This window comes from Bdellovibrio bacteriovorus (assembly GCF_001592755.1).
GTDB lineage: Bacteria > Bdellovibrionota > Bdellovibrionia > Bdellovibrionales > Bdellovibrionaceae > Bdellovibrio > Bdellovibrio bacteriovorus_E.
In genome coordinates this window covers 66,658-83,480 of sequence record NZ_LUKF01000012.1, presented here as the reverse complement: position 1 = coordinate 83,480, position 16,823 = coordinate 66,658, and the positions used below count along the sequence as shown (strand labels likewise).

Annotated in this window: 16 protein-coding genes; 6 read left to right on the top strand and 10 right to left on the bottom strand. The window is 45.4% G+C overall.

All coding sequences use genetic code 11. From position 1 onward, the window contains the following. Nucleotides 1-10 precede the first annotated feature (10 nt). Nucleotides 11-901, top strand: a complete 891-nt coding sequence (locus tag AZI85_RS07135; RefSeq protein WP_063243441.1) for a hypothetical protein — start codon at nucleotides 11-13, stop codon at nucleotides 899-901. A gap of 38 nt (nucleotides 902-939) precedes the next feature. On the opposite strand, the gene abc-f is transcribed toward AZI85_RS07135, so the two are convergent. The 6 genes from abc-f to AZI85_RS07105 form a co-directional block, all read right to left on the bottom strand. Then, nucleotides 940-2,751, bottom strand: coding sequence for a ribosomal protection-like ABC-F family protein (gene abc-f, locus AZI85_RS07130; protein WP_063243440.1), 1,812 nt, complete (start codon nucleotides 2,749-2,751; stop codon nucleotides 940-942). A 15-nt stretch (nucleotides 2,752-2,766) separates the two neighbouring features. Beyond that, nucleotides 2,767-3,627 carry a trypsin-like serine peptidase gene (locus AZI85_RS07125; RefSeq protein WP_063243439.1) on the bottom strand — a complete coding sequence of 287 codons (861 nt, stop codon included), beginning with the start codon at nucleotides 3,625-3,627 and terminating at the stop codon, nucleotides 2,767-2,769. After that, nucleotides 3,627-5,273, bottom strand: a complete 1,647-nt coding sequence (locus AZI85_RS07120; protein WP_063243438.1) for a hypothetical protein — start codon at nucleotides 5,271-5,273, stop codon at nucleotides 3,627-3,629. Before AZI85_RS07120 ends, AZI85_RS07125 begins: the two co-directional genes overlap by 1 nt. Nucleotides 5,274-5,431: 158 nt before the next feature. Continuing rightward, the gene (aat, locus tag AZI85_RS07115; protein WP_063243437.1) at nucleotides 5,432-6,091 is read right to left on the bottom strand and encodes a leucyl/phenylalanyl-tRNA--protein transferase; all 660 of its coding nucleotides are present in this window, start codon (nucleotides 6,089-6,091) and stop codon (nucleotides 5,432-5,434) included. Nucleotides 6,092-6,097: 6 nt separating this feature from the next. Beyond that, nucleotides 6,098-7,168: a PQQ-dependent sugar dehydrogenase gene (locus AZI85_RS07110; RefSeq protein ID WP_063243436.1), complete on the bottom strand. Its 1,071-nt coding sequence runs from the start codon at nucleotides 7,166-7,168 to the stop codon at nucleotides 6,098-6,100. A gap of 20 nt (nucleotides 7,169-7,188) precedes the next feature. After that, nucleotides 7,189-8,637, bottom strand: coding sequence for a RecQ family ATP-dependent DNA helicase (locus tag AZI85_RS07105; RefSeq protein WP_063243435.1), 1,449 nt, complete (start codon nucleotides 8,635-8,637; stop codon nucleotides 7,189-7,191). A 225-nt stretch (nucleotides 8,638-8,862) separates the two neighbouring features. Here AZI85_RS07105 and fusA point away from each other — a divergent pair, with 225 nt between their 5' ends. Further along, entirely contained in the window at nucleotides 8,863-10,971 is a 2,109-nt protein-coding gene (gene fusA, locus AZI85_RS07100) for an elongation factor G (RefSeq protein WP_063243434.1), read from the top strand. Nucleotides 10,972-11,399: 428 nt separating this feature from the next. On the opposite strand, the gene AZI85_RS07095 is transcribed toward fusA, so the two are convergent. After that, nucleotides 11,400-11,840: a pseudoazurin gene (locus tag AZI85_RS07095; RefSeq protein WP_253720892.1), complete on the bottom strand. Its 441-nt coding sequence runs from the start codon at nucleotides 11,838-11,840 to the stop codon at nucleotides 11,400-11,402. Between the two features lie 206 nt (nucleotides 11,841-12,046). Between AZI85_RS07095 and AZI85_RS07090 the strand changes: the two genes are divergently transcribed. Continuing rightward, nucleotides 12,047-12,415 carry a fluoride efflux transporter FluC gene (locus tag AZI85_RS07090; RefSeq protein WP_063243433.1) on the top strand — a complete coding sequence of 123 codons (369 nt, stop codon included), beginning with the start codon at nucleotides 12,047-12,049 and terminating at the stop codon, nucleotides 12,413-12,415. Between the two features lie 61 nt (nucleotides 12,416-12,476). Here AZI85_RS07090 and AZI85_RS07085 read toward each other — a convergent pair whose 3' ends face one another. Then, on the bottom strand, nucleotides 12,477-13,256 hold the full coding sequence (locus AZI85_RS07085) for a S1 family serine peptidase (RefSeq protein WP_063243432.1): 780 nt from the start codon (nucleotides 13,254-13,256) through the stop codon (nucleotides 12,477-12,479). A gap of 175 nt (nucleotides 13,257-13,431) precedes the next feature. Between AZI85_RS07085 and AZI85_RS07080 the strand changes: the two genes are divergently transcribed. Further along, nucleotides 13,432-13,662 carry a DUF883 family protein gene (locus AZI85_RS07080; protein WP_063208773.1) on the top strand — a complete coding sequence of 77 codons (231 nt, stop codon included), beginning with the start codon at nucleotides 13,432-13,434 and terminating at the stop codon, nucleotides 13,660-13,662. Nucleotide 13,663: 1 nt separating this feature from the next. After that, nucleotides 13,664-14,113 (top strand): hypothetical protein, encoded by a 450-nt coding sequence (locus tag AZI85_RS07075; RefSeq protein WP_253720891.1) that lies wholly within the window; start codon nucleotides 13,664-13,666, stop codon nucleotides 14,111-14,113. Between the two features lie 73 nt (nucleotides 14,114-14,186). Here the strand turns inward: AZI85_RS07075 and AZI85_RS07070 are convergent, their stop codons facing one another. Together AZI85_RS07070 and AZI85_RS07065 are read right to left on the bottom strand one after the other, a co-directional pair. Continuing rightward, the gene (locus AZI85_RS07070; protein WP_063243431.1) at nucleotides 14,187-14,666 is read right to left on the bottom strand and encodes a hypothetical protein; all 480 of its coding nucleotides are present in this window, start codon (nucleotides 14,664-14,666) and stop codon (nucleotides 14,187-14,189) included. A 96-nt stretch (nucleotides 14,667-14,762) separates the two neighbouring features. Next, on the bottom strand, nucleotides 14,763-15,557 hold the full coding sequence (locus tag AZI85_RS07065; protein ID WP_063243430.1) for a dienelactone hydrolase family protein: 795 nt from the start codon (nucleotides 15,555-15,557) through the stop codon (nucleotides 14,763-14,765). A 225-nt stretch (nucleotides 15,558-15,782) separates the two neighbouring features. On the opposite strand from AZI85_RS07065, the gene AZI85_RS07060 reads away from it, so the two are divergent. Beyond that, entirely contained in the window at nucleotides 15,783-16,823 is a 1,041-nt protein-coding gene (locus AZI85_RS07060; protein WP_063243429.1) for a CNNM domain-containing protein, read from the top strand.

The following is a 16,823-nucleotide window of genomic DNA, read 5'->3' as shown; positions in this document are numbered from 1 at the left end:
TGGGGGAATTATGTTGAAAAAACTGATCCTAGCAACAGCGCTTCTAGGAGTTGTTGGTTGTGCTTTTAATAAAGACAATCCAAACAACAACGCGACAGAAGTTTCTGACAGACAGAAGCAGTTAAACACTTACAACCGCGTGACTGGTTTCTACACTGGCAAGCTAACAACGACAGCGACTCAGCAAGATGTCGAGCTTCGTCTTTTCACTTTGGAAGATGAGTCCGGCACAAATGCTAACGGTGAAGAACGTTACCGCATTGTTTTGCGCGGTAAATTCCAATTCAACAGCAACAAGTTGCAATTGGTAAACATGAAAGCGCGCTTCATTCCTGAAACTTCAGAGTTGATTCTAAGAAACGAAGCTACAAGCCCAGGCATTGACGATGTTCATACGATCAACGCAAAAGTTGTGGGTCAAAAAATCGTGGGTGAAGTGAAATCCGTTTCCGGCGTGATCGGTGTTCTTGATTTGACCCTGGCTTCAAACCAATCTTCAGCTCCAGGCAACACGGAAGAAAATGAATTCTATGAAAGACTTCGTCGTCAGTACGAATCTTTTGCGGGAACTTACGTTGGCAACAGCGTGAAAGACGGCAAAGCGGCTTTCCAATTCCAAATCCGTTTGCAAGTGGTTAAAGAAGGAATCGTTCCTAAAATCATCGGCGAGCTGACTCGTTCTGATGATCCAAAGAACACAGCGACATTGACGTTAACAGGCCTTTACCGCGGTGAAACGACGCCACCAAGCCTGGTATTGACGGGTATTCCTCGTTTGTTCCCTTCATCACCTTACAAGGCGACGATTGACGGTGTCCTTGATGGTGACACTTACAAAGGAACTTGGGTTTCCAATGTTAATGGTTTTGAAGGCGAATTTGTCTTAAACAAAATCAAATAAGAAATAAAAAAGGGAGCTTCTAAGCTCCCTTTTTTTATTTATCCGCCAGAACTCTTCTTTTCAAGTTCCGCCCAGCGAGCATAAAGCTTTTCAAGCTCAGCCTGAACCTTTGAAATCTCGACGTAAAGCTCTTGAACCTTCGACGCTTGACTGACGACTTCGGGCTTCCCCGATTCAATCTGCAATCCACTCAGCTTTTCTTCTAAACCTAGAATCGTGCCTTCCATGTTTTCGAGTTCGAACTTTTCTTTGAAAGACAGCTTTCCGGGTTTTGCGGCCGCTTTGATCTCTTCGGCTTTGGCTTTCTTTTGCTCTAAGGCCTCAAGCTCTTTTTGCTCTTCGTACCATTCTTCCCATTGCAGATAGCCAGCGAAGTTTTCAAGGCTCGTCGTCCCATCAGGCTTTTTATGAAAGGCAAGGATGGTTGAAGCCACTTGGTCCATAAAGTAACGATCATGCGTCACTAAAATGACGGCACCATTAAAATCTTTCAACGAGTCTTCTAAGACCGTCAAAGTGCCGACATCTAAATCATTCGTCGGTTCATCCAGAATCAGAACTTGGGCTTCATTCAGCATCAGCTGCGCCAAACGCAGACGACTCTGCTCCCCGCCCGAAAGTTTTTCTACAGGAAGATCCATTTGTTGGCGATTGAATAAGAATCGCTCCAGATAACTGCGCGCAAAGACATACTGACCTTGATAGTGAACGTAATCACCTTCTGGACAGATGTTCTTAAGAACGGATTCTTTTGGTTTCAATGTCTCACGATTTTGCTCGAAGTACGCGACTTTCAATTTATCAGCGCGAGCTACACGTCCGGTGTCAGGAAGCTCTTCTCCTAAAAGAATACGGATTAATGTCGACTTACCAGAGCCGTTGTCTCCTAAAAGAGCCAAACGAGTTTTTGGGTTCACTAGGTAAGAGAAATCCTTAAACAGCACGCGCCCATTGTAAGCCTTCGTAATATGATCGACTTCCATGAGCTTCTGAGGATTTCTTTCCGCATCTTTGAATTCAATCTTCGCCACGCGCGCGGCATTTTTAGCGGCGAGTTCCTGAACATCGTCTTTCAAATCGCCCGCTCTTTCGATGCGCGCCTTTTGTTTGGTTTGACGAGCTTTCGCTCCACGACGAAGCCATTCGGTTTCGCGACGAAGAGTGTTCTTTAGAACGACTTCTCGCTGCTCTTGCGCTTGCAGCAACTGATCCTTGGCTTCAAGATATTCTAGATACCCACCTTTGACCGACAAAAGATAGTTGGGATTTTTTGGATCTAGATCAAAAATTTTATTCGTCGCTCTTTGTAAGAACAAGCGATCATGCGTGATGATCAAAGTTGCAAAAGGTGCGCGCGAAAGAAATTCTTCTAACCAAAGAATACTTGTGACATCCAAGTGATTCGTTGGCTCATCCAGCATCAATAGTTCCGGCTCTAAGACAAGCTCCCGAGCCAAGGCCACGCGTTTACGCCAGCCCCCAGAAAGTTCTTTCACCAAGAAGTTTTCACCAAACTGAGAAAGCTCTAACCGAGCCATCCACTCATAACCATCGGCCAAGGATTCATGATAATCTGCGCACTTGCTTAAAATCGCATCGAGGATTGTTTCATCGTCTTTAAAAAGTGGCGTCTGCTCAAGAAATCCCAGGCGCAACCCTTTTTTTGCCGTAACATCACCAGAGTCTGCTTCCATTTTTCCCGCAAGAATGCGTAAGAGCGTCGATTTACCGGCTCCGTTAGGACCGACAAGACCGACACGCTCCCCTTCTTCGATGCCCAAACTGACATTCTTAAAAAGAGTTTTTCCAGCGAAAGCTTTTTCTAATTTATAGGTACTGATAAGAAGCATGGACCTAAAGTACGTCTATTTAGGCAGGTCCGCTAGGATTTTTTCGATAGGAACAATAAATTCGCCCATACAGGCTTTTTCTTCACAGATTTTCAGATTGTCCTGGGACGGATCATTGCTATCTGTTTCAAAATCGCGCTCTCCAGAAGAAAGAAGTCCGATAAGCTCGTGCGTTTCAGCATTGAACACGGGCGAACCAGAGTTCCCTTCAAAAACATCCAGGTTGGAAATTATTATTGCAGGCTCATTCCAAAGTTCGCGAACTGCGCCTTCCGCATACTTTTTAAAACTTCCCAATGGATAACCTAAAGAATAAATTTTATCCCCGACCTTGCGCTGACTTTTTGAAATCTTCGCCACAGGAGATTCGACTTTCTTGTTAAGACGAATCAGTGCGTAATCCAAACCGACTTCTAAAGAATCCTTTTTAGCGACCACTTCTTTGCACTCTACCATCGCCGCAGGATCTAAAGATTCCTTCTGATAATTAAAAACCAACGTGATGTTTTCACATTTGATACGCTCAACACAATGACCGGCCGTCAAAACAAGATCCGGCGCAACCAGAACACCAGAGCAGAATGCCAATGAAGGTTGCTCGACCCAAGTTAGTCCCAAGAATCCAAAAACGTCTTGGACAGTCTGAACTTTGTCGTGTTTTAAAAGACTTGTGGCCATAGGTTTCGTCATCAAAGCCACACTAGTCTCGGAATTTTTAGTGCTTAGTGAAACATCTTTAATAGAATCAGCGCCATAGATAACATGCGACCGAGACTCTTTGGCAGAATCTAAAAGAGATGTGGGTGCGGCATCAAACCCGCACCCTGCCATCTGAATAAGAATGATTCCTAAAAAGGCTTTCGCCCAGTTACGCATTAGTGTCCTCTTGTAAAGTCCATCTCGCCTTGGTGAGCTTCTGGCAAGTGACCTTGTGTCCAACGCTCTTCAATATTATCTTCGCCGACCATTTCGTCTTTCGTTCCTACATTCATCACTTTGTAAGTCGCCGTCGCTACTTCTTTGCCGTTAAAGTCAAAGATCGCCATACGAACATCCGCAGTTTCACCGGCTGGCGTGATTCTGCGAACTTCTGAAAGTTTCGTTTCCAAACCTTCAGACACCACAGTTCCATTCACCGTCACTAGCTGAGTCAGTCCACGGCGTGAGGCATCGCGACCTGAGAGAGCGAACTTCATCACATTTTCATCCGCCGTCATATCCACATCCAAATCCCAGTGGCGAGCCAAAGTGACTGATTTAGGACGAGGAAGTTTAGCAAAGTTTCCTTTTTTATACGCTTCAATTTCTGAAGAGGATTTGCCGTTCATGAAATTCATAAGCTCTGCATAGGTCACACATTTCACTTCCGGTTTACCGCAAACTTCGTTAGCGAATTCGAAGAAAGTTTCAAAGTAAGCGCCACCCATCCACTGAGAGAAGTGGTGTCCGATGTGAATCGGCGCACGATTTCCGTAATAGTTACGATCAAAGTAAGCGCGATACAAATTCATCATATTCGCCTTAGCTTTGGCTTTTTGTTTTGCCGAAACCATGTTCAAGCAATCACGAGCTTTGTTGGCTTTCACTTGCTGGCCATTTGCATCGCGCTTCATAAGACTCATTGTCTCTGGTTCTTCAGTAAGCACGCGAGCAGAGTCACGCACACAGAAGTTGTAATCCATCGAAATCCAACGACGAGCACCACCTGGCTCTAGGATTTCCGCTAAAGGAAAGTTCCAAGTGCCGTACTCATTACGTTGAGGCCAGTAGTTTTCGTAATTCGTTTTCGATGTGTCGTACTGAATGCCGTACTTAGGAAGATTGGGCCAAAGACCATCACTGATACCTAGTACTGGAGCTCGGAATCCTTTGATTTCGTCGCGGAATAAAAGACCGCGGGATTGTTTCGCCGTAGGACGAAGACCGTTAAATCTAAAGACGTTATCTAAAATGCTATAGAATTGCTCGAACTCAGATCTCCAGTCAGCTTCTGACCAACGCAGATCCCATTTCCAAATAATTTTATTATTTTCATCACGATCACATTTGCGTGTCAGTTTGTTCATACTGCACTGAGCGTAGCCCGCATCAAAGTGTCCCACCGCATGAGATCCGATTTCGTGACCTTCAAGATAGGCATCATTCATATGATCAATACGTGTGGAGACATCGGCGTTGTCGTCGCCCCAGCCAATCGCTGAACCACGATTTTTCACCGCCACTGTTTGCCCATTGCGAGACTCAAGACGGCTTCCAGGAGGCTGATAATTGCTTTTAGAATCTGGAGTTAAGAAATAAACAGGATTGATAAAATAAGTAAAACGACTGTCGACGCCATGGCTTTTCTTAAGCTTCGTGAAATCACGCGAATACTGCCATACATCGTTATTATAAGAGCCATCAAATGCCAATAAAACGAATTGTGGAGGTCTTTGAGTGCTTGAAGACGACTGGGCCATTGCCACTTCCTGAGTAAGCATGCCTAAAGCCATCAAACCTTTTGTAATCCATTTTTTCGACATCTCAGAACCTCCCGCCGTATCGTTCATTACACTCGTGAGTACTTTTGCAACGGGTGTGCCGCTAGAAACCGGCCTCTGGAGGCCTTCAAGATGTCGAGAATTTAATCAAGGAACAATTAACGGTTCACACGTCTCAGATTGAGACAGTCGGTCAGAAACTAGGTAAAACCCAAGTCTCGGTGGCGCTCTTCTAACATTTCCAGATAAGTTTCACGATCCACGTATTTTCCTCCCATACTTTCCACCACGGGAGTCACCATCTGAACATCGATCCATTTATGCCCTTGCCCCTCTAAGAGCTCAATCAAAGCCCACAGAGCGATCTTCGAGGCATTTGGCTTTTTATAGAACATGCTTTCGCCGCTGAACACGCCTTGAACCAGAACGCCGTAAATGCCGCCGATCATAATGTTGTTCTCGCGCACTTCAACACAAAGACAGAAACCTTCTTTATAAAAATCCAAGTAAGCTCGGCGCATGGCCGGAGTGATCCATGTCCCCTCTTGCCCTGGGCGAGGCTGCTTAGAGCACTCTTCAATAACTTGGTGAAAAGCCGTGTTGACCGTGATCTGCATTTGCGGATTTTTGCGACGAAAGCGGCGCAGACTTTCGGGAACTTTGAAATCTTTAAATTCTAAAACGCCGCGTTTTTCGGGAGAGAACCAAAGCATTGGCAAACCCGGTTGAGGCCAGGGGAAAATCCCCCGCGAATACGCGGCAAACAAAGTGCCGACATCAAGTCGTCCGCCGACAGCGATAATTCCCTCTGCCAGGGTGTCACGGGGATCTGGAAACTCTACCGAAGAACGCATGTGCATGAAAAATTATTTTCCTTGATAAGTGATTTGGTAAATCACACCTGCTTTGTCGTCCGAAACTAAAATCGAACCATCTTTCAACACTTCGATATCGACTGGACGCCCCCACGCCGAATCCCCTTGCAACCAGCCATCGGCAAAAATTTCAGTCTTCTGAGCTTTTGAACCGTCTAACTTTACGAAGGTCAAACGATAGCCTTGCGGAGTTGAACGATTCCAAGATCCGTGTTCAGCAAGCAGGATGCTGTTTTGATATTCTGCGGGAAACATTTTTCCCGTGTAAAAGCGCATTCCCAGCGGCGCAACGTGCGCTCGCAACTCGACGACCGGAGCGGTGTAGTTTGCACAGTTTTTACCTTTCCCAAATTCAGGATCTAAAATGTCTTTTCCATGGCAGTACGGAAAACCAAAGTTTTCGCCCACTTTCGTCAGACGATTGACCTCACAAGGTGGACGGTCATCGCCCATCCAGTCACGGCCGTTATCTGTGAACCAAAGTTCTTTTGTCGTGGGATGAAAATCAAATCCCACGGTGTTGCGCACACCTTGCGCCACTTCTTCTTTGCTGGTGCCATTTAAGTCAATGCGGTAAATGCGCGCGTAATCTTTTTGCGGATCACAGATATTGCAGTTCGCCCCTACAGGAACATAGAGTTTTCCATCGGGACCAAAACGGATGAACTTCCAACCATGATGAGTGTCGCTTGGAAATTTCTGGGAAAGAGTGCGAAGAGGCTTCAACGGCTTCGTGATGGGTTTTGAAACATCGTATTCATTGATCTTACTGATTTCCGCGACATAGAGTTTGCCATCGCGATAGGCCACTCCATTGGGAGAATCTAAACCTTCTGCCACCACCGAAGTTTTTCCATTTTGCACGACATAGACTTTATCACCCGTGCGCGAGCCGACAAAGACGCGACCGTCATCAGCCTGTGCCAATGAACGAGCTCCAGGAACCGTGGCCCACACTGAAATTTTAAAACCTTTCGGCATCTTCAATTTCTCTAGCGGTAATTTCGCCGCCAATGAATTCAAAGAAATAAGAAATAAAATCCCAAAAACTAAAAGCCTCATTATTCCTCCAATTCCAATCTCTAACTCGCAACGACGGTTTTGCAGACGTCACACTTTCCGCAACGCTCGTCATGGATATGCCCAAAGTAAGCGTAAATCAGGTTCATTCTGCAAGTGGTGTCCTGGGATGCCCACTGCACCATTTTCAAAAGCTTTGTATTCTGCGCTTTCAATATCTCGACGCCGTTTTCCGTCTGAAATTGTTCCTCGGTCGGCGCATGCACACAGGTGTATGGAAATGGATCGTCCGATTTTTCCAAGCATCCCCAACGCTCTAAAATACTCACCGCCGCCTCGGACCGGAAGTCGCGACGATTGCGGAAGTTCATCTGTTCGCGCAGAAAATCAAAGCCACCTTGATCGACCTGCATCCGTTTTTCTTCGATCAACTGATAGATTTTACGAATGAAATCCGGTTCAGGATGCGACCACTTTAAAAACTCCATCTGAATGGTGACATCATCTTGATCGTAGAGCAAATGACAAGAGGCCTCTTTGCCATCTCTGCCTGCGCGCCCCACTTCTTGAAAATAAGATTCCAGAGCGCTCGGGGTTTCCATGTGAACTAGAAGTCGCACATTCTCTTTGTCAATTCCCAAACCAAATGCCGGAGTGGCGATCATCAACGGATTTTCTTCATCGATAAAGCGAGTTTGATTGCGCTTGCGATCCTGAGGCGAAAGATCACCGTGATAAACCAAATGCGGGATGTTCATTCGGTGCAAAGCCGAAGACACTTTTTTCAAAGTTTGAATGAGCGAACAATAGATAATCGCTGCACCCGGATTCTGATGACGAAGTCCCACGATGCCGCGGATCTTTTCATCGATGCCGTAGATATCATGAACGTTCAGACTTAAATTCGGTCTTTCAATTCCGGCAGAAATAATCGGCGCCTCGGGAATAAAAAGTTTCGCCAAAATATCTTTTTGAACTTCCGGTGTTGCCGTTGCCGTCAGCGCCAACGTTGGTGGATTGCCAAGAATTTTACGAAACTCCCCCACTCGAGAATAATCGGGTCGGAAGTCATGCCCCCATTGTGAAATACAGTGCGCTTCGTCCACCGCCAACAACTGGATCTTACGGCCTTCGATGGCTTTTAAAAATTCGGGCTTGCGAAAGCGCTCCGGGGTCACGTAAAGCAGCTTGTAATCCCCTTTGGCCAAACGCGCCTGACGCGCCTCCCTTTCATCTTTTCCTAAAGTGGAGCTTAAAAAGGTCGCTGGAATCCCGAACTTTTCGGCCTTAAAAACCTGATCCTGCATCAAGGCGATCAACGGAGAAATGACCACCACCAGGCCTTCGCGGAGTTTTGCCGGGAACTGAAAGCAGAGACTTTTTCCCATTCCTGTGGGCATTAATGCGAGTAAGTCTTCGTTTGCCCAGACTTTTTGCAAGATGTGCTCTTGCTCGCCCCGGAATGAATCAAAGGGGAAGGCGGTTTTCAAAAGGCTTTTTAAATCGGTCATGTTTTGAGGTTATCATAGGGGGCTTTTAGGAGAAGGTTTTACCCCCTGCCAAAAGAATTTTGTGGCATTGCGTCGTAAGGGTGGCGTAGAATCTTCTTTTGCACTTATTTGTAATTGATGGTACTTCGAATACTTTCATAAAAGTTAACAAAATCAGTGGCTAAAATCGACTCCGAAACGGAGTTTGGATAAATCACTTAACGACCAAATACGAAGGGTAAAGATATGTCCAAAAAGTGGAATATTGATATGGTCAGAAACATCGGTATCTCGGCTCACATCGACTCGGGTAAAACGACGACTTCTGAGCGTATTTTGTTCTATGGAGGAAGAATCCACGCTATCCACGAAGTTCGTGGTAAAGACGGCGTTGGTGCAACAATGGACTCCATGGATCTAGAGAGAGAAAAAGGTATCACAATCCAATCTGCTGCGACTCAGGTTCAGTGGAAGGATTATACAATTAACTTGATCGATACACCGGGGCACGTGGACTTCACAGTTGAAGTTGAACGTTCTCTTCGCGTTCTTGACGGTGCGATCTTGCTTCTTTGCGGTGTTGCCGGCGTTCAATCTCAATCCATCACTGTTGACCGTCAGATGAAACGTTACAACGTACCTCGTTTGGCTTTTGTTAACAAATTGGACCGCCAAGGTGCGAACCCTTACCGTGTTACTGATGCTTTGATCGAAAAATTGCGTTTGAACGCAGTTATGATCCAAATCCCAATCGGTTTGGAAGATCAACATCGTGGTCACGTTGATTTGACTGACATGAAAGCTTACATCAACGAAGGTGACAACGGTGAAACCGTTTCTGTTCAGGACATCCCTGCAGACCTAGTTGAAACAGCTAAAAAATACCGTCAGATCATGATCGGTAAATTGGCTGACGTTGACTCTGCTATCGAAGAAAAATTCTTGATGGAAGAAGAACCAACAACTGAAGAGATCCGTGCGGCTATCCGTAAAGGAACTATCAGCTTGAAGTTCGTTCCAGTTCTTTGCGGTTCAGCGTTTAAGAACAAAGGTGTTCAACGTTTGATGGATGCGGTTACTTACTACCTTCCTTCTCCTGCTGAGAAAAAAGAGCAAGCTCTTGATCTTACTAAGAACGAAGAAAAGTTCGACCTATTCCCAGACAGCACAAAACCATTGGTTTCTTTGGCGTTCAAACTTCAAGAAACTCCATTTGGTCAGTTGACTTACATGCGCATTTACCAAGGTAAAATGGGCAAAGGTGATTTCATCATCAACCAATCTAACAAGAAATCTGTTAAGATTCCTCGTTTGGTTCGTATGCACTCTGATAAAATGGAAGACATCGACACAGCTTACGCTGGTGACATCGTTGCATTGTTCGGTATCGACTGTGCGTCTGGTGACACTTTCTGTGACGACAAAATTGAAGCTTCTATGCAATCAATGCACGTTCCTGATTCAGTTATCAGCTTGGCTGTTGCTCCAAAAGACAAAGCCGGTGCTAATAACTTCTCTAAAGCGTTGCAAAAATTCCGTAAGGAAGACCCTACTTTCCGCGTTCACCGTGACGAGGAATCCAACGAGACTATCATCTCTGGTATGGGTGAGTTGCACTTAGAGATCTACATCGAACGTATGAAACGTGAGTTCAACTGTGAAGTGATCGTGGGTCAACCACAGGTTGCTTACCGTGAGACAATCTCTCAAGAGGCTGCTTACGATTACACTCACAAAAAACAAACGGGTGGTTCGGGTCAATACGCGAAGTGTGTGGGTAAAATCCTTCCACTTGCACCACAAGAAGACGGTTCAACGTTTAAATTCGTTAACAACGTTGTCGGTGGTCGTATCCCTAAAGAATTCATCCCAGCTGTTGAAGAAGGTTTCAAAGAGCAAACTGTTAAAGGTCCTCTTATCGGCTTCCCAATCGTGGGTGTTGAAGTTCACTTGGATGATGGTGCATACCATGACGTCGACTCTTCATACATGGCGTTCAAAATCGCTGGTATGGCGGCTCTTCGTGAAGTGTACCCTCAAGCAAAACCAACTGTTCTTGAGCCTATCATGAAGCTTGAGACGACAGTTCCAGACGAATACCAAGGTGCAGCTGTTGGTCAAATCAACCAACGCCGCGGTACTATCGTAGCTACTACAGCTTTCGAAGGTAACTGTGTGATCGAAGCCGAAGTACCACTAACAGAAATGTTTGGTTACTCTACGGATCTTCGTTCTGCTACTAAAGGTAAAGGTGAGTTCTCTATGGAATTCGCGAAGTACGCTGCTGTACCTCGTAATATCCAAGAGGAACTTGTTAAGAAATACCAAGCTAAGCGCGCAGCTGAGCAGAAGTAATTCTTGGTTCTTTTTTGAATCACAAAGCCCCGTGGAAACACGGGGCTTTTTTTTTGCCTTCTTCGGGCTGTCGTTGCGAGATTGGAAGAGGGTTTAGGGGTTAGCACTTCGTGCGGCACGCCTTCGTGGCTCAGTCGGCGCCAACGGCTTTGCCGTTGGTTCGGGCCGTCCAGGCCCCGCCGAAGGCCGCTCTACGTGTTAACCCCTAAACCCTCTTCCAATCTCGACGAAATTTCGGGTAGGCAAAATAAAAGTCCCTGGTGTTGGGTGTTTTGAGTTCAAATTTTTGGAATTACTTCTGTAAATTCAGCCTGTGTTTTTTTGGGGTAGAGATTCTGATTTTTTATCAGCGCTCGTCGTGTCGTGATTGATTGTTTATCTAAAGAACCGGATGGGAGGCTGAACCATCCGGCTTTTTTTTCTTTTTCTTATTTTACTTGGGCTAGGTATTTATCGAGGCGATCTTTGTGCATCACGAATTGGGGTGATAAGGATTGTGCGCTCTTTTTTACTTCGCTTAGATTTTTTGGGGCTCCTACTTGGATGATTCCTACCATAGCCATTGGTAAGTGGGCTTTGCATTCGTAGAGGTAGACGCCCTCTTCGTTAACTTTCACCGTGATGGACTTGCCTACGGCGGCTTGGAAAGGTTTTGCTCCTGTGGGGATGGATACTGATGAGACGTCGTGGGCTGGATCTGTCGGGACGAACTTGATGGTGTCGCCTTTGTTGGCTTTTAGGTAGCCGGGTTCGAAGACCATGATTCCGTCTTTGCCGTTGTTTAGCATTTTGATTTCATGAGTGGCGGCTTGAGCGCCTTGAGTGATGAATGCGTAGGATAGTGCTGTTAAGAAAAAATATTTTTTCATAAACTCCTCTTTCTTTGCCGAGGATGTCACTCCTAAAACTATTTATCGTCAATAAAGGGACCTGAAAAATACACCTGGATCTTAGACGTTTCTCATTAGGATTTCGTTCGGCTTTCACTTGGTTGGAAGGACGCTAAAAATTATATTTTCGAGTGCCCTTTTTGTATGTTTTGACATTAAGGTTTTAGTTTTGCTTTCATAGAGACATGCAAATTCTTTTTGTCATTTCTTTTGGTGTCCTGGGAGTTTTGAGTCGTTATGGGGTTGATCGTTTGATTGCTCCTTCTTCGGCGGGATTTCCTTTAAGCACTTTTACGATCAATATTCTGGGATGTTTTGTTGCGGGTGTTATTTATGCTTTGGGTGAGCGTGGGATTATGTCGCAGGCTTTGCTAACGGGATTGATGGTTGGCTTTTGTGGTGGGTTTACTACTTTTTCGGCTTACTCGGTTCAGTCTTTGGATTTACTTTTTAAAGGGAAGGCTTTTTTGAGTCTTAGTTATTTGATTGCTAGTCCCTTGTTGGGATTGCTTTCGGCTTTTGTGGCCGTTCTTCTGACTCGTCGAATGATTTGATTTTTTGTTTCTTAATTTGGAAATAAAAAGGGAAAGGTTTGATCCTTTCCCTTTTTATTTTTTAGCGAGCTGTTTGCTCAATCCATGTTGTGGCTTCGCTGACTTTTGCGTAAACGCCTGGAAGGTTTGCTCGAGCGCAGCCTTCACCCCAGCTGACGACTCCAATAAGGACACTTTGTCCCATCATGCCGCCTCTGGCGATCAGTGGGCCTCCGCTATCGCCTTGGCAGGAGTCTTTTCCACCACGAGCATAACCTGCGCAAAGCATGCGACTGGTGATGTTGTTTTTGTAGTTCTTATTGCAAAGCTCGTGCGGAACTAAAGGCACATCTACTTTTTGCAGACGTGATGGCAAGCTGTAAGAGTTTTCTCTAGTTGCACCCCAACCCGCAACCGTCGCCACGATTTCTCCGTCCGAAGCGTCTGGAACTTCGATTTCTGTCGTGTTGATGGCGATCGGCTCATAAGTGGAATCTTTTTGCAGCTCGATCAAGGCGTAGTCGAAGTCGGCGTTGTTATCATCATATTGTGGATGCGGGATCACGCGCTTTGTTTTAATGACTTCTGCTTTTGAGATTTGTTTTTGATCATGCAAACCGATGGCGACACTTCTTACGGTAGAACCTTTTACACAATGAGCAGCCGTCAGCACCCAGTTTTTGCGAATCAACGATCCGCCGCAGAAATGGCCTGTTGAACCCTGCAAAGATACGATGAATGGAAATTCACCGGGAGTAGCTTCGACTCCACCTACGATTTTCGATTGAACGTCATTGCTGGCCCATGAAGTGCCCGTTGCCAGAATAAGTGCTGCTAAAACAAGATGATTCAAAAACTTCATTACGTTCCCCTCTTGGTAATGAGTATTAAGACTTTTCTCAGTTTTGCAGCTTGGATGTCTTACGACAAAGGTTTGAGGCAATACCAGACCTTGGTAGAGCTTCAATCCAGCACATTAAATCGGAGGACTGAATCTGCCGAAATAGAGAGGTGTTTATTCAACCTAGGACGGCAGCATGGATCGCAGTGAATTGATTGCGGAAATTAAAAAACAACTGCAAGAAGAATTGCAGCACTACAAAAAGTCTTTGGAAGACAAAATTCCTGACGAACAAAAGAAGCAGGCCAAAGAAGCCAAGGACGTTGCAACGGCTTTTGTAAAAGAAAATCCGTGGGCCTCGGTAGGCATGGCGGTGTTAGCAGGGTTCGTTATTGCGCGTATGATTTATAGAAGGAAGGACGATTAGTATGATGAAGCTTCTCTTACCTCTTCTTTCATTTTTCATGGGCAGTGCGAAGAATCTTTTTAAAGAGCCTGGGGTTGCTTTGACTCAGCAACTTGTTTTGCATTTAAGATCTCTGGGTTTGATTATCACTTCGTGCATTGGAGCACTGGCGCTTTTCTGTGTGGGACTTTCTTTGTTGATTTCTCGAATCGCTGGTCAGTTTGACAGTGATGAAGCTTTTTATTTTTCAACAGGTATGTGGATCTACTTGGGAATGACGTTGATCTCAGCCGCCGTTTTAATTTACAGCCTTCGCCGTCAAACATGGCTTAAAGCGATGGACTTTGGTGAAAAACCTCCGAGTAGCCAAGGAAAAAGTGGTGCGCTGGAAAGCGCCGTCGCTTTATTAGTGATGGATTTTGTGGAAGAACGCCAGAGCCGAAGGAAAGAAAAAGAGTCTGAAGCTTCTTAAAAAATGAATGCTCCAAATAAAAAAGGCTGACATAACGTCAGCCTTTTTACTTCAATAATCTTGAAGTTAGATATTATAAAGGCCAGCGATTGCAGAACTCGTTGCTATCAGAAGAAATCGCTTTACCTGTCACCTTATCCACCACCGTCGTAACGATAGTTGTGCAAGTCTCAGAAGCGCTGATATCTTCTTGAACTGTCGTTGTGTAAACGATCACATCACCACGATCTTCTTTTTTTACATTTGTAGTTACAGGATATGTTTTACCAGACGGAACAGAAAAGATCTCACCGATCATACCACCACCGTCATTGTATCCACCACCATCGAAGTAGCCGCCGCCTTCGCTGCGATCGTTGCCTTCGTAAGTTTCTTGACGAGGATCTACTTCTTCACCACCGCCATCACGTTCGTCGCGGTCTTTGGGAGCTGGTTCTGATTTACCTTTTCCTTTTTTTGCGGAAACAACGTCTTCCGCCTGAGATGCAGTAGCTACAGCAGAATGAGCTGTGAATGACAGAGCAATAAGTGCTACGAATAATACTGATTTCATGAATAACCCCTTTGATATCGAAAGGAGTCTTTACCACAAAAAAAGGCCTCCGCCAGGGGCAGAAGCCTTCCATTTGAAAAATTTCACGTGTGTCGACTATTTAGTCACAGGGCTGACTTCATTCATGAAATCCATGAAGGCCTGCCACGATCTGCGGTCGGCAGCTTCGTTATAAGCCACGCCCTTAGAGATATCATTTCCTGCGTCTTTCTGTGTGAACGCGTGAACGGCGCCAGAGTACGCGATGAATTGATAGTCCGCCTTAGCTTTATTCATTTCATCCATGAAAGCTTCGACTTCAGGACGAGGTACGTTGGGATCAATGGCCCCATGAAGAACTAAGAGTTTTGGTTTGATACTTTTGGTATCCTGAGGTTTTGCTGTTTTTAAGCCTCCATGGAAGCTGACAGCGCCCGTCACCGGAAAGCCTGCTCGAGCTGCTTCTAAAGCGCCCGTTCCGCCAAAACAATAACCGATGATCACGATATTTTTAGCGTCTACTTTTTTATCTTTAGCGATGTAATCCAAGGCGGCTTTGATTCTTTGACGATATAGCTTCATATCTCCGCTGCGATACTGACCCGCAGTTTTACCGGCCTCTTCAGGACTGGTGGGACGAACATCTTTGCCATAAATATCGATTGCAAATGCGACGTAGCCTTTTTCCGCCAATTGTTGAGCGCGCATTTTTTCGTAGTCTGTTAAACCCATCCATTGGTGAACAATCAAAACTGCGGGACGCGCCGTTTTTACATCATCATTGTAAGCAACGTGCCCCTCTAAAGCTGTCTTTCCGTCTTTGTATTCCACTGTTTCTGTTTTGATCGCAGCAAAGGATGATGCTGCTGTAAAAAGCCCTACAAGGACTAATGCTGATGCCAAGCCTTTCATTCGAACTCCTTTTCTATGACTAAAGTCTATGTAGACTCTGCGGTGTCGTCAAAAGAGAGCTTATAAAATTGCGCTGACGCAAAAGCGCGTCCTTTGGGGTGCAAACAGGACTGGGTTGCAAGTTGCGTTATAGACAGGCTCCTCAGCACCTGTGTTACACTTAAACCTCATGAACCATTGTAGGCGTATGCCCATTATCTTAATCATCTCAGACGACTCTCATCTATGACATTGATCATCGTTTTATTCTTCACCACCATTGGTATTTCATTTCTATGTTCCATGCTCGAGGCCGTCCTTTTAACTTCGACCTCTGCGTACATCGGCGTTTTAGTAAAAGAAAACAGACGAAGCGCGAAACTGCTTGAGCATCTTAAAGAAAACCTAGACCGCCCTATTTCAGCCATTCTGACTTTGAATACGGTTTCTCACACCTTGGGTTCTGCGGCCATCGCCTATCAGATCCAAGTGCAGTATGGCGAACATGCAGTGACGATTGCGTCGTTTGTATTGACCTTCTTGATCTTGGTTCTTTCAGAGATCATTCCTAAATCCATCGGTGCTGCTCATTGGAAGGCTCTTCTGCCTTTTTCTGCTTACACCATTCAGCTGATGATCATTCTCCTTTATCCACTGGTACTAATGTCTGAATACTTAGGTAAATTATTTCAGAAGTCTTCAGAAGATCCCGAAGTCACTCGCGAAGAAATCCTGATGACGGCAGAGATCGGCGTTGAAGAAGGAACCTTGAAGGGTAAAGAGTCGAACATCATTAAGAATCTTTTGATGCTCGATAAGATTTACGTTTCCGATATCATGACTCCGCGATCTGTGTTTTTTGCTCTTGAAAAAGATCTGACGGTCGAAGAAGTCTTTACGAAATACCGCCCCATTCGCTTTTCTCGTATCCCGGTCTATGCCGGAAGCCTGGATAACATCACCGGCATGACTTATCGCTATAAAATTCACGAAGCCTTGTCGAACGATCAACACGACAAAAAAATTGGCGAAATGGTGACTCCGATTTCTAGCATCCCTGAGCGCATGACAGTTTCACAGGTGCTGGATTTCTTCATTAAAGAAAAAGAGCACGTCGCTTTAGCTGTCGATGAATACGGAATTGTCGCAGGTCTTGTCAGCCTTGAAGACGCGGTGGAAACTCTTCTTGGAGTTGAGATCGTCGATGAGCTGGATAACGTCGAAGACATGCGTAAGTTTGCCTTAGAACAGTGGCAGCTGCGCAAACAAAAACTCCGCCGGAGTTAA

Excerpts from the sequence above, each read along its gene's own strand:
- AZI85_RS07065 (WP_063243430.1), bottom strand. The coding sequence starts at position 15,557 with ATGAAAGGCTTGGCATCAGCATTAGTCCTTGTAGGGCTTTTTACAGCA.
- AZI85_RS07070 (WP_063243431.1), bottom strand. The coding sequence starts at position 14,666 with ATGAAATCAGTATTATTCGTAGCACTTATTGCTCTGTCATTCACAGCT.
- AZI85_RS07135 (WP_063243441.1), top strand. The coding sequence starts at position 11 with ATGTTGAAAAAACTGATCCTAGCAACAGCGCTTCTAGGAGTTGTTGGT.
- AZI85_RS07120 (WP_063243438.1), bottom strand. The coding sequence starts at position 5,273 with ATGTCGAAAAAATGGATTACAAAAGGTTTGATGGCTTTAGGCATGCTT.
- AZI85_RS07060 (WP_063243429.1), top strand. The coding sequence starts at position 15,783 with ATGACATTGATCATCGTTTTATTCTTCACCACCATTGGTATTTCATTT.
- fusA (WP_063243434.1), top strand. The coding sequence starts at position 8,863 with ATGTCCAAAAAGTGGAATATTGATATGGTCAGAAACATCGGTATCTCG.
- AZI85_RS07110 (WP_063243436.1), bottom strand. The coding sequence starts at position 7,168 with ATGAGGCTTTTAGTTTTTGGGATTTTATTTCTTATTTCTTTGAATTCA.
- AZI85_RS07095 (WP_253720892.1), bottom strand. The coding sequence starts at position 11,840 with ATGAAAAAATATTTTTTCTTAACAGCACTATCCTACGCATTCATCACT.
- AZI85_RS07090 (WP_063243433.1), top strand. The coding sequence starts at position 12,047 with ATGCAAATTCTTTTTGTCATTTCTTTTGGTGTCCTGGGAGTTTTGAGT.
- AZI85_RS07085 (WP_063243432.1), bottom strand. The coding sequence starts at position 13,256 with ATGAAGTTTTTGAATCATCTTGTTTTAGCAGCACTTATTCTGGCAACG.
- AZI85_RS07105 (WP_063243435.1), bottom strand. The coding sequence starts at position 8,637 with ATGACCGATTTAAAAAGCCTTTTGAAAACCGCCTTCCCCTTTGATTCA.
- abc-f (WP_063243440.1), bottom strand. The coding sequence starts at position 2,751 with ATGCTTCTTATCAGTACCTATAAATTAGAAAAAGCTTTCGCTGGAAAA.
- AZI85_RS07075 (WP_253720891.1), top strand. The coding sequence starts at position 13,664 with ATGATGAAGCTTCTCTTACCTCTTCTTTCATTTTTCATGGGCAGTGCG.
- AZI85_RS07125 (WP_063243439.1), bottom strand. The coding sequence starts at position 3,627 with ATGCGTAACTGGGCGAAAGCCTTTTTAGGAATCATTCTTATTCAGATG.
- aat (WP_063243437.1), bottom strand. The coding sequence starts at position 6,091 with ATGCACATGCGTTCTTCGGTAGAGTTTCCAGATCCCCGTGACACCCTG.
- AZI85_RS07080 (WP_063208773.1), top strand. The coding sequence starts at position 13,432 with ATGGATCGCAGTGAATTGATTGCGGAAATTAAAAAACAACTGCAAGAA.